Annotated in this window: 16 protein-coding genes; 13 read left to right on the forward strand and 3 right to left on the reverse strand. The window is 69.3% G+C overall.

The window, feature by feature from the left end; genetic code table 11:
* Window positions 1-189 precede the first annotated feature (189 nt).
* The gene (locus ACIGXW_RS26925; RefSeq protein ID WP_399575328.1) at window positions 190-651 is read right to left on the reverse strand and encodes a helix-turn-helix transcriptional regulator; all 462 of its coding nucleotides are present in this window, start codon (window positions 649-651) and stop codon (window positions 190-192) included.
* A gap of 327 nt (window positions 652-978) precedes the next feature.
* Here ACIGXW_RS26925 and ACIGXW_RS26930 point away from each other — a divergent pair, with 327 nt between their 5' ends.
* From ACIGXW_RS26930 to ACIGXW_RS26940, 3 genes are read left to right on the forward strand one after another with little or no spacing between them, the layout of a single operon-like run.
* A complete protein-coding gene (locus ACIGXW_RS26930) occupies window positions 979-1,308 on the forward strand; it encodes a hypothetical protein (protein WP_399575329.1) in 330 nt (109 codons plus the stop codon).
* Window positions 1,305-1,991, forward strand: a complete 687-nt coding sequence (locus ACIGXW_RS26935) for a hypothetical protein (protein ID WP_399575330.1) — start codon at window positions 1,305-1,307, stop codon at window positions 1,989-1,991. The genes ACIGXW_RS26930 and ACIGXW_RS26935 overlap by 4 nt, the downstream gene beginning before the upstream one ends.
* Window positions 1,988-2,182: a hypothetical protein gene (locus ACIGXW_RS26940; protein ID WP_071961692.1), complete on the forward strand. Its 195-nt coding sequence runs from the start codon at window positions 1,988-1,990 to the stop codon at window positions 2,180-2,182. The genes ACIGXW_RS26935 and ACIGXW_RS26940 overlap by 4 nt, the downstream gene beginning before the upstream one ends.
* Window positions 2,183-2,257: 75 nt before the next feature.
* Here ACIGXW_RS26940 and ACIGXW_RS26945 read toward each other — a convergent pair whose 3' ends face one another.
* Entirely contained in the window at window positions 2,258-2,527 is a 270-nt protein-coding gene (locus ACIGXW_RS26945; protein ID WP_399575331.1) for a hypothetical protein, read from the reverse strand.
* Window positions 2,528-2,973: 446 nt separating this feature from the next.
* Between ACIGXW_RS26945 and ACIGXW_RS26950 the strand changes: the two genes are divergently transcribed.
* The 6 genes from ACIGXW_RS26950 (at window position 2,974) to ACIGXW_RS26975 (ending at window position 6,777) form a co-directional block, all read left to right on the forward strand.
* On the forward strand, window positions 2,974-3,849 hold the full coding sequence (locus ACIGXW_RS26950) for a CHAP domain-containing protein (protein WP_399575332.1): 876 nt from the start codon (window positions 2,974-2,976) through the stop codon (window positions 3,847-3,849).
* Between the two features lie 113 nt (window positions 3,850-3,962).
* Window positions 3,963-4,862, forward strand: coding sequence for a hypothetical protein (locus ACIGXW_RS26955; RefSeq protein ID WP_399575333.1), 900 nt, complete (start codon window positions 3,963-3,965; stop codon window positions 4,860-4,862).
* A gap of 9 nt (window positions 4,863-4,871) precedes the next feature.
* A complete protein-coding gene (locus ACIGXW_RS26960; RefSeq protein ID WP_399575334.1) occupies window positions 4,872-5,279 on the forward strand; it encodes a hypothetical protein in 408 nt (135 codons plus the stop codon).
* Window positions 5,280-5,377: 98 nt separating this feature from the next.
* On the forward strand, window positions 5,378-5,962 hold the full coding sequence (locus ACIGXW_RS26965; protein WP_399575335.1) for a phage tail protein: 585 nt from the start codon (window positions 5,378-5,380) through the stop codon (window positions 5,960-5,962).
* A gap of 108 nt (window positions 5,963-6,070) precedes the next feature.
* Window positions 6,071-6,361 (forward strand): hypothetical protein, encoded by a 291-nt coding sequence (locus tag ACIGXW_RS26970; RefSeq protein ID WP_399575336.1) that lies wholly within the window; start codon window positions 6,071-6,073, stop codon window positions 6,359-6,361.
* A gap of 131 nt (window positions 6,362-6,492) precedes the next feature.
* Complete coding sequence (locus ACIGXW_RS26975; RefSeq protein WP_399575337.1) at window positions 6,493-6,777, forward strand: hypothetical protein; 285 nt, start codon at window positions 6,493-6,495, stop codon at window positions 6,775-6,777.
* A 28-nt stretch (window positions 6,778-6,805) separates the two neighbouring features.
* Here the strand turns inward: ACIGXW_RS26975 and ACIGXW_RS26980 are convergent, their stop codons facing one another.
* Window positions 6,806-7,276: a DUF3592 domain-containing protein gene (locus tag ACIGXW_RS26980; RefSeq protein ID WP_399575338.1), complete on the reverse strand. Its 471-nt coding sequence runs from the start codon at window positions 7,274-7,276 to the stop codon at window positions 6,806-6,808.
* A gap of 59 nt (window positions 7,277-7,335) precedes the next feature.
* Between ACIGXW_RS26980 and ACIGXW_RS26985 the strand changes: the two genes are divergently transcribed.
* From ACIGXW_RS26985 to ACIGXW_RS27000, 4 genes are all read left to right on the forward strand, one after another.
* Window positions 7,336-7,992 (forward strand): hypothetical protein, encoded by a 657-nt coding sequence (locus ACIGXW_RS26985; protein WP_399575339.1) that lies wholly within the window; start codon window positions 7,336-7,338, stop codon window positions 7,990-7,992.
* A 2-nt stretch (window positions 7,993-7,994) separates the two neighbouring features.
* Complete coding sequence (locus tag ACIGXW_RS26990; RefSeq protein ID WP_399575340.1) at window positions 7,995-9,068, forward strand: phage tail protein; 1,074 nt, start codon at window positions 7,995-7,997, stop codon at window positions 9,066-9,068.
* A gap of 28 nt (window positions 9,069-9,096) precedes the next feature.
* Window positions 9,097-10,305, forward strand: coding sequence for a hypothetical protein (locus ACIGXW_RS26995; protein WP_399575341.1), 1,209 nt, complete (start codon window positions 9,097-9,099; stop codon window positions 10,303-10,305).
* A 61-nt stretch (window positions 10,306-10,366) separates the two neighbouring features.
* Entirely contained in the window at window positions 10,367-11,296 is a 930-nt protein-coding gene (locus ACIGXW_RS27000) for a phage distal tail protein (RefSeq protein WP_399575342.1), read from the forward strand.
* Window positions 11,297-11,303: the final 7 nt, after the last annotated feature.

Below are 11,303 nucleotides of genomic sequence, written 5' to 3' on the forward strand. Positions count from 1 at the left end.
TTCCGGGCCTCCCGCGCGGTCTGAAGGCACGCGCAAGAGCCCAGGGACACCCCAGGCACAAGGTCAGAGCGTACCTACCGCATGGGCTGCGGTCAAAACAAATGCACACGCGGAGGACACCCCGATGTGCTGGATATGTCGCAGATCAGAGCGGCCTCGCGGGGCCCGCCACAGGGCCGGCCGCCGGGCCTAGCGCCCGGCGGATACACCCCGATGGGTGCTGCGCGGGTCCTCCGGCCGGGCCCCGCTGACGGCCATGATCATTTCAGTCATCTCGACGAACTGCCGGCGGTGGCTGTCGGGAATGCCCAGCAGTTCGGCCGCTTCGGCCGGGGTCGTCCGGCCGGGGCCGCGGTCCGCCGCGCGCGCCGCGCCCGGCAGCGGCAGGTCGTCCGCCGTCACCTTGCCGGACTCGATCAGCATGTCCCGCAGCGACACGCCGAGCACGCGCGCCAGGGCGCGCATGGTCTCCAGGTCGGGCAGGCTCTGCCGCTGCAGCAGCCGCGTCACCGCCGCCCGGTGGACCCCGGCGTCCTCCGCCAGTCGCGACCTGCCTCCGCCGCGCGGACTGTCGATGTCGTACCCGCGCTCGCGCATCAGAGTCTCGACCCAGCCCGCGAACCGCTCCATCTCCGAGCCTTTTTCGCCCATAGCACTGCTCCCTCCGCCGCAGAAACCCTACCGTCCGTTCGCGCACGCAATGACCAGAATGCTGTGCGGGGGCGCAACTTGCCACCCCACGCGGCCAAACTCACTCCTTACGACCGATTGACTAGGGCTTTTTCTTGTGACAGGTGATGCGCGCGGAGGCTTTTGTTGCGCTCTCGCACGCAAGCTGGCTAGTGTTCATTGCGCTGCCGCAACAACCGGTCCCTCCCGGCCGGGCGGTCGCACGCCACGCTCCGGGGCCTCCGCAACCCCGTACCGCCCATTCGCCCGCGCCCCAGCCCCGTGCCCGAGAGGGACCCCGATCCGCCCATGCCCGCATCCGCGCTCCGCGCACCCGTCTCCGCCTACCCGCACCCCACCGACGCCCGCCGCTCCGCCGACTGGCGCACCCGCGCCGCCTGCATCGGCCTGCCGGACGAGGCCGTCTTCGCCCGCCGCCCCAAGGCCGCGCTGCCCGCCCTGCGGGCCTGCGCCGTCTGCACCGTGAGCCGCTCCTGCCTGGAGACCGTCGCACCGCGCGAGAGCTGGTTCGACGGGGTGTGCGCGGGCCGGCTGTGGCGCAACGGCAGGGAGGCCCGGCTGCCCGAGGCGCCGGCCGACCCGCAGCAGGCCCCCGACACCCTTTTGGAGCAGCCATGACCACCGCGAACCGCCCCGACCGCGCAGCCGTGTGGCTGGGCATCCTGCTCCGCCAGTTCCCGGAACTGGGCCGCGAGCTCGCCCCCAGCCGCACCGCCCGCCCCGCCATGAACACCGGCCGCGCCCCCCGGACCGCGCCCTCCGCGCCCATCCGCCTCTTCATCTCCGACACCATCCGCGACCTCACCGACGGCGTGGTGGAGCTGGAGGAGGCCGTCTGCGACAAGCTGCGGCTGCCGCGCCCGCCGCGCGGCACGGTGGAGCAGCGCCTGACCCGGCTGATCGCGGGGCTGGACCGCATCGGCGACGACCCGGTCCTGGCCGAGCACGTACGCGCCGAGGCCCGCCGCATGGCCCGCCGCTGCTCGCTCGCCCTGGGCGACGCCGAGACGCCGGTGCGCGTGCGCGGCCGCTGTCCGCACTGCGACTCCGTCTCCCTGCGCGTCTTCCCGCATCGCGAGACCGTGCTGTGCGTGAACCCCGGCTGCCGCTGCGCGGACCCCGCCTGCGCCTGCCACTCGGACGCCCGGCACCGCCACGCGTGGGCCCGCCCGCAGTGGCGCGGGCTCGCGGAGGCGACGGAGGGGGACCTGGCGGAGATGGCCGCGGCCCAGGACGAGGGCGCCTACGACGAGCGCGGCGAGACCACCTGTGAGAGCGTGAACCGAAGGATGTCCCGATGACTCTGGTGACGACGGCACTGGCCGCCCAGGAGACGGCCGTGGTCCCCGACACCGTCCGCAAGTGGGTCCAGCTGGGCCATCTGACGCCGGCGGGCCGGCGCGGCCGGGCGCACCTCTTCCGCCTGGAGGACGTCTTCGCCGCCGAGCGCGCCACGCGCCGGGCGCACGAGCTGCGCCGCGACGACGCCTGACCCCTTCTGTACAGACCCCTATATAAAGATGTGCCCCGTGGCCGGTCCGGCCACGGGGCACCTGTGCGTGTGCGGTCAGACGTCGACACCGCTGGACGGCATGCGGTAGACCTGCGCGCCCATCGTGCTCTTGCGCTTCTCCCCCATGGCGTCGACCGCCTCCTGCCAGCCACTGACGAACCCGCCGATCTCGGCGTCGGCGACGACCTTGGTGGCTATCTTCCCCACGACGGCCGTCAGGGCCCGGGCGACCTCGTCGCTGAAGGCTCCGGAGAGCCCGGACTCGGCGGCGACCTCCACGGTGGCGGCCACGACATCGGTGAGCCGCTCGCTGTGCCCGCTCACCGCGCGGCTCCTTTACGCATCATGAACCGCTCACCCATGCCGCCCCCCGGTGCTCTTCGCCGACTCGTTTACCCCTCCGCACCATCTCCGGCGCATCTGTCGTGAGATACCCGGGAGTGTGCGTGATCGCCCATTAATCTATCCCGTGGTCCTGACACCTAGTCGCCTCAGGGGGCGGTGGACGGACACCCTCTGATTGCGGGCTCGAAACTTCTAGTTGCGCGCTCGCACGATCTCGTTCACAATAGATGCAGCGGCGGAGCTGTGCCCACAACAAGGGCGCGGTGTCCGCCGCTTGGCGTTGAGCGACCGCAACCGATGCGCCACATGACGACGGCCCCCCGCCCCTCCGGGCGGGGGGCCGTTCGCGTGGCCCCGACCTTCCCTCGGCGCTCACCGTCGGTTTCCCATCCACCCACCCTTTTCGGAAGGGGGCATTTATCGATATGGCCAATACCGCTAAGTCCATGCTTGACGAGGCCGCCAAGCACATCGGCTACAAAGAGGGCTCGAACAACGACAACAAGTTCGGCCGTTGGTACGGCCTGAACAACGAGCCGTGGTGCGCAATTTTCATTTCGTACTGCGCCGCGATGTCGGACAACACCGACATCATCCCGAAGTTCGCCTGGTGCCCGGACGGCGTGAGCTACTACCAGGCCCGCGACCGCTGGAACCACACCCCGTCGGTCGGCGCGATCGTGTTCTACGGCACGTCGGGCCAGGACCACGTCGAGATAGTCGAGTCGTTCACCGACACCCACATCACCACCATCGGCGGAAACACCAACGACGACGGTTCGTCCAATGGCGACGGCGTCTACCGCCGGGTAATCAACCGCAGCTCCACCCGTATTTACGGATACGGCCACCCCAACTACAAGGAAGATGACGACATGCCGAAGCGCGTGAGCCTCGCCCGCAAGACCGACCTGACCATCAAGCGCAACACCCCCACCCAGATCTCGTTCGAGGACGAGTACTCCGACGGCGGCGACCAGCACCCCGACAAGGGCGGCGCCGCCTTCATCACCGGCCACTCCGACTACATCGCCCTCGCCGCGGCCACGCTGACCGGCGTCGCCCCGGGCATCGTCATCCAGACCCGCTTCCTCGAGATCAACGGCAAGGGCGAGACGGTCAAGGAAGGCCCCATCGAGGAGCACGCCGCGACCACCGGCAACACCTACATCAACCAGACCCGCGCCGGCGCCGTCTGCGACCCGGGCAACCGCGTCGTGTGGACCGTCGAAATCATCAACGGCGACACCGACGGCAAGCTCACCTACGCCGAGGTCCAGGCCAACTACTGGCCGCGATAAGCCCGCGGGGCTCCCTCGATAACTGAATAACGCGCATAGCCAGGGGGCGCCCCCGCATGTCCCGACATGCGGGGGCGCCCCCTTCTCGCATTTGCCACCCGGAAGGACACGACATGGTCACCCTCAACGACCTCCTGCCGTACAAACTCACCTACGCCCAGAAGGATTGGCCCTTCTCGGCCGAGAACAAGGGGCACGCCCAGACCATCCTCGAAGAGGCGGTGAAGATCGGCGTCGGTTTCCGCGGCGCGGTCATCGGCATAGCCACCGCCATCCAGGAATCCGGCCTGCGCAACATCGATTACGGGGACCGGGACAGCCTCGGCCTCTTCCAGCAGCGCCCCTCCCAGGGCTGGGGCACGCGCGAGCAGATCCTCAACCCGCACTACGCGGCCTGGAAGTTCTTCTCCGTGATGAAGGCGGACTGCCCGGGCAGGTTCGGCTCCGACTACCTCACGTCGACGCAGCTCTACCAGGTCGCCCAGGAGGTCCAGCGCAGCGGATTCCCGACGGCCTACGCCCAGCACGAGGAGACCGCGGCCAAGATCGTCGTCGAGCTCGTCAACAAGCTCGGCCTCGACGACGACCCGCCGAAGCGCGTGAGCCTCGCCCGCAAGACCGACCTGACCATCAAGCGCAACACCCCCACCCAGATCTCGTTCGAGGACGAGTACTCCGACGGCGGCGACCAGCACCCCGACAAGGGCGGCGCCGCCTTCATCACCGGCCACTCCGACTACATCGCCCTCGCCGCGGCCACGCTGACCGGCGTCGCCCCGGGCATCGTCATCCAGACCCGCTTCCTCGAGATCAACGGCAAGGGCGAGACGGTCAAGGAAGGCCCCATCGAGGAGCACGCCGCGACCACCGGCAACACCTACATCAACCAGACCCGCGCCGGCGCCGTCTGCGACCCGGGCAACCGCGTCGTGTGGACCGTCGAAATCATCAACGGCGACACCGACGGCAAGCTCACCTACGCCGAGGTCCAGGCCAACTACTGGCCCCGGTAAGGAGTCCGTGTGAACGCGGCCCTGCTCTCGTTCCCGGACGTGGAACGGCTCATCGTCGACAACCTCAAGTACCGGCCGGAGCTGACGGGGGTGGTCGTCGACAACCGTCCGCCGAGCGGCTTCGACGGCACCCAGAAGGTGGTGCTGGTCTCCCGGACCGGTGGCGCCTGGGTCGACGACCTGCACCTCGATACGCCCCTGGTCGAGTTGGAGGTCTACGGCCCGGACAAGACGGCGGCCCATTCCGTCTCGCTCGCCGTGCGCGCGGCACTGCTGCAGCTGCGCGGCACCGCCTACGGCACGGCCCTCGTCACCGACGTCGTCGAGACCGAGGCGGTGCGCTGGCTGCCGGACTACAACCGGCCCGCCGCGAACCGCTACCTCACCACGGTCCGCCTCTCGCTCCGCCCGGCGTGAACGGGCGGCCCTCCCGCGCCCGCTCCGCACCCCTTCTTCGCAGGCCCTGCCGGAGCCCGGCGGGGCCTTCGCCCTACCCCTGATCAAGGAGAACCCCCATGCCCGGAATGAACCCGAGCGAGATCCGCGTCGCCGGCACCGGCCGCATCCTCATCGCCAAGGTCGGCACCGACGCCCCCGCCGACACCGCCACCGAGTGGGGCGCCGCCTGGCACGACCTGGGCTACACCAGCACCGACGGCGTGAAGTTCGGCCGCAAGGGCAAGACCGCCAACATCGACACCTGGCAGTCCCTGACGCCGGCCCGCACGATCTACACCGAGCGCGAGCTGACGCTGAAGTTCGGCATGCTGCAGCTCAACGAGGACACGCTGCCGTTCTTCTTCGGCGGCGGCGAGGTCGTCGAGACGGCCCCGAACTCGGGCCTGTTCAAGTACGAGATCCAGAGCGACCAGGGCGAGGACGAGCGCGCGCTGGGCGTCGAGTTCAGCGACGGCGCCGAGATCCGCTACCGCTTCGTCGTCCCGCGCGGCCTGGTCACGGTCAGCGACGACGTGGACCTGAACCGCAAGGGTGCGGTGAAGCTGGGCGTGACCTTCACGGCGATGGCCCCGAAGCCGGGCGCTCCGCTGGCGACGTGGCTGATGAAGGACAAGGCGTTCGCGCCGGGCGCGGCCAAGTAGGCCCCGCCCTCCCCTCCGACCACCTGAATGGCGGCGCCGCCCCGCTTCCCGCCCCGCCCGGGGCGGCGCCGCACCCTTCCCTTCACTTCTTCCGCAAGGAGCAACAGCATGCCCGCATTCGACGTCAACGCGGCCCGCGCCCAGCGCCTGGAGGCCCACGGCGCCTCCTGGTCCTTCCAACTGGACGGCGACACCTTCGAACTCCCCACCGAGATCGGTCACCGCACGGCTCGCGCGCTGCGGGGGCTGGACGACAGCGACGTGGACGGTCTGCTGGGGCTGCTGCTGGGCGAGGAGCAGTTCGCGCGCCTGGTCGAGCACGACCTGACGATGCAGGACATCGCCGCGATCCTGGAGGCGTACGGCCAGGAGACCGGGCTCGGCCTGGGGGAAGACTGAGCCTCGACGCGTTCGTCGAAGAACACGCCGAGGCTCTGGAGGCCGATCTGCTGCGGCACTTCGGCGTCGACCTGCTGGACTGGCACCGGGGGTCGCTGTCCTCGCGACGGCTCGCGGTGCTGGTGAAACACATGCCGCGGGACAGCGCGGTCAATCGCGACCTGCACGGCGAGGCCGTGGAATGGGACGCGTCCACGCATCTGCTGGCGGCACTGGTCGACCACGCGGCCGTCGCCAACTGGATGACGGCGACGATCAACGGCGGCGAGGACGCGGAGCCGCTGGACTACCCGGAGCCGGTCATCAGGCCGAACCCGACGGCCACCGGGCCGGAAACCGACGGGGCCGAACCCGACGGCGGACAGGACGACCGTGAACGTCCGACGCCGGACCAGCTTGCACGCTTCTTCGCATGACCAGGTCGCGAATCGACCTGCGAACGGTTCAGAAGAGGTTGTAGAGGATCACATAGATCCACAGCACCTGAGGGACGAGGAAGATCCCCTCGATGACGAGCATCGCCCGGGTCGTGAAGCGCTGCCCGGGTTCGCCGTCGAGCCATTCCGCCACTCGCGCCCTCGACGGCCTGTCGGGATCGTAGACGATTTCCACCTCGCTCCCGGGCTCGATGGGCATCGAATAGTTGGGAATCGTGCGGTGGATATATTTCCGGCCGTCACATGCGGCGTATTTTATCGTCGATATCGACGCATTTTCGTCCCACGAAATCCTGACACACTCCCCCGGCACCCGGATTCCCACTCGCCTCAATCTCTTCCCACGGCGACGGGGAACGACAACGAATGCCACGAAAAATGGAACGGGACTGAAAAGCCCCACTCCGATGATCGCGATGACTAACACCACGGACCCCCACCCGCTCGTCACACACAGAAGACCAAGATCAGCATACATCGCAGAAATCCCCAGGAACAGCCCACCGCTGCGATCCGGCTTGCATAAAAAGGATCAAGATGTGCGCAGCTAAAGACCCGACTCTCCCCTCGCCGGGGGATGCCGTCCCGGGGTGGCTCAACGACCTCGGGCGGCTTTATTTCTCCAAGGAAGACGGAGACCAGGTAAAGGCGAAGGTCAACGGCCTCAGCATCGGCGTGGACCATCTGAAACTCGCCATGGGCCTGGCGGCCGTCGGCGCCACCGCCGTGAAGCTCGATTTCACCGGCCTCAAGGTGGACGAGAAGGGAATCGTCCTCTTCGGTAAACAGAAAGTGACCTGGCCGCACGCCCGGGATGACAAGGCGAAGGCCGACACGGCCGAGAAGCTGCTGAACAAGAGGCTCGGAAAATATGAATCCGAGGTCGTCGAACTCAGACGCCTGGTGAGGGCCAAGGAGAACTCGGCCGGCGACTCCAGTTATCTCACGAAGCAGATCAAAAAACGAATTGAACGACTGGAGAGACTCCAGGGCAAGGCCGATAAGGCACAGCAGACCCTTAAAACAGTAAACGCCACGGACGAGTCGAAGAAGGCAGGCCACAAGAAACTCCGCGACGACGAGAACGGGGAGCTCAAGAGGATGTCGCAGACCATTTCGCGCGTCCGGGGCGAAGTCAATGGATTGTCGCAGGCCGCTTCGCGCCTCAGCGGAGAACTGGCAGGAGGTTCTTAACCATGTCGCTAGCCCAAGCCCTCGGTCGCGCCGGCGGCTCCGCCCGTACCTTCCGAACCAACATCGACGCCGCCGGCAGAGCCGCCGGCACGCTCGGCCGTCAGGCCGGGACCGCCAACACCAGCGTCGGCAGGATCAAGAGCTCCGCCCAGCAGTCCGCCCGCGAGCTCAAGGGCATGAAGACCGCTGCCGACCAGGCGGCCCGGTCCGTGGCGAAGGCCGGCAAGGAGGCCGGCAAGGGCGGCACGTCCATGGGGAAGTTCCAGGGCGGGCTGAAGAAGGCCGACGGCGGGTTCAAGGGGCTCAACAAGTCCATGAAGGGCAACGTCATCGGGATGTTGCTCGAGCTCTTCGCGCCGCTCATCGAGAAGGTCGTCACCATGGCGTCCAAGTCGAAGGCCATGCAGAAGGTCATGAAGGTCGCCTTCGACGTCATCGGCAAGGTCGTCGACACCGTCATGAAGGCCATCGGCCCGCTGATGAAGACCACGGGCAAGATCATTTCCAAGGTGTGGGACGGCATCAAGGCCGCCATCCTGCCGATCGCCCTGTGGATCGGCTCCGCGATCCCCGGTGCGTTCAACACCGTCAAGGACGCCCTGTCCAGCGCCTGGAGCGGTCTGTCGTCCTTCGCCGGAGGCGTGTTCGACGGCATCCTCTCGGCCGTCAAGTCCCCGCTCAACGCCGTCATCAGCCTGATCAACTCGGCGATCGGTGCCCTGAACGGCATCAAGGTCTCCATCCCCGGCTGGGTCCCCCTCGTCGGCGGCAAGACCTTCGGCGTCAGCATCCCGCGCATCCCGATGCTCGCGGAGGGCGGCATCGTCGCCCCCCGCAGCGGCGGCGTGCCGGCGATCGTCGCCGAGGCGGGCCAGCACGAGGCGGTCATGCCGCTGTCGAAGCTCGACCGGCTGCTGACCCGCACCGCGGTCGAGGCGCGGCTCCAAGCGGCCGGCGCCGGCGGCACCGGCGGCGCGGCCGCCGGGTTCCACATCGAGAACTACTACGCCACCCCGTCCTCCACCCCGCGGGACACCGCCCGGGCGCTGATGTTCCTCGCGAAGGCCCGCGGCTAGGCCCACCGACCAGAAGGAGGAACTCCGCATGGCCGCCGCCGCAGCAACACTCCCCGGAATCCCGAGAAACCCGCTCGCCGACTCCGCCGTCGCGTTCCGCACCTTCGGCTCGGCGCTCGGTCAGGCGGCCCGCTCCGTCCGTTCCGTCCAGACCGGGGCCAGGAACGCCGCCCGGGCCGCCGACCGCATCAGGACGTCCGCCGGCCGGGCCGGCAAGGAGGCCAAGCGGTTCGGTACGAACGCCGGGGCCGCCGGACGCGCCGCCCTGGCCGTCGGCAAGCAGGCCGGCACCGCCCACACCGGACTGCTCAGGACGAAGACCGGCGCCCAGCAGTCCGCGCGGCTGCTGAAGAACGTCAACCGCCAGGCCGCCGCCTCCGGCACGCCCCTCACCCGCACCGGCAAGTCCGCTGGAATCCTCGGCAAGTTCACCGCGATCCTCGGCGGCAAACTCAAACTCGCCAGCGGCATCATGACGGTCGTCAACCTCGTGATGAAGACGAACCCCTTCGTCCTCGTCATCTCCCTCCTCACCCCGTTCGCCACCGAGCTCATCGACTTCGCCCTGGAGTCGGAGCTCGGCCGGCAGGTCATGGAGACGGTCTTCGGCCTCGTCGAGACGTACGTCACCACCGCCCTGACCGTCATCGTCCCGGTGGTCACCGGTTACCTCGCCGCGGTCAAGGGCGTCTGGAAGGGCGTCGAGAGCGTCATCAAGCCGGTGGTCACCTGGGTCACCAAGGACGTCCCCGGCGGCTTCCGCAAGGTCGACTCCGCCATGGAGAAGGCGCTCCACGGCATGGGCGACTTCCTCAAGACCGGATTCCAGATGGTCACCGGCGTCGTCAAGGGCCCCCTCAACGGGCTCATCGCCTTCGCCAACTGGGTCATCGACGGCCTCAACAGCCTCAGCTTCAGCATCCTCGGCAAGCACTTCGGGGTCGATCTCGCGAAGATCCCGATGCTCGCCGAAGGAGGCGTCGTCAGCCCCCGCGACGGCGGCGTCCCCGTGATCCTCGCCGAGGCCGGCGAGGCCGAGGCGGTCCTGCCCATGCCGCAGCTCGACCGGTTGCTGGCCCGTACGGCCGAGGCCGCCCGGCGCACCGCCCCCGCGCCGGCGGCGGCCCGCATCGGCACCTACCGCGAGCCCGAGGGCCGCGGTGCCCACGCCATCGCCTCGGACCTGCTCTTCCTCGCCGGAGCCCACGCACGGACGGCGGGGAGTCCGGCGCACTGACAAGCCGGTCCGGCGCACAGCCGCGCAGGCGGACACATACACACGGAGGTGAGGCCCACCCATGCCCACTGCGATACAACCCGACCCCGCGACCGCTCCCCCCGGCTCACAGATCACCCAGGACGGGCAGATCGAGTGGGCCGGGCTCCTCATGGGTCCCGGTACGCCCTACCAGATCGACGCCAAGGGCCTGACCGGCTGGGACGACCTGCCGGAGCTGGACTCGGCGGACGTGCCCAAGCCCGACCGGCACGGCTCCTGGCCCGGCGCCCACTGGGCCAGGCCGCGGACGGTCTCGGCGACCGTCTGGCTGCTGCCCGACCGCCCCGACCAGGCCCGGGCCGTCGCCCAGGCGTTCCGCGCCGCCACGGCCCTGCACAGCGGCGAGCAGTGGCTCGCCGTGCGCCTGCACGGCGAGACCCTCGCCTGCCGGGCGCGCGTCGACCGCCGCGTCGTCCCTACGGACCGCATGTACCTCACCCACGGCATCGCGTCCGTCTCCCTCCAGTGGCTGTCCACCGACCCCCGCCGTCTCGGCGTCGTCGAACAGCAGGGCCGAACGCCCCTCCCCGCCTCCGAGCCCGGCCTGCTGTGGGAACCGGACGGCGGCCTGGCATGGCCCCTGGAGTGGGGCGCCGCCGGCAGCACCGGAGTGATCACGGCGGTGAACGCGGGCGACGCCCCCGTCAGCCCCGTGATCGAGTTCCGCGGCCCGGTCGGTCTCCCGTCCCTCACCCGGCTCGGCGACGGACGGCAGCTGGAGTACGACATCCAGCTCGCCGAGGCCGACGTGCTGACCGTCGACACCACGGACGGAACGGTCCTGCTCAACGGCACCGCGTCCCGGCTCTACACCGCCACCTCCCGCTCCACTCCCGAGCAGCTGTTCGAGCTGGAGCCGGGCGACACCTCGCTGGCCTTCCGCGCCGGCCCCGACTCGACCGATCCGCGCGCCTCGGTGACCGTCCGCTGGCGCGACGCCCACTGGTGATCCACCG

It is taken from the genome of Streptomyces sp. NPDC053079, assembly GCF_044546695.1.
Lineage (GTDB): Bacteria > Actinomycetota > Actinomycetes > Streptomycetales > Streptomycetaceae > Streptomyces.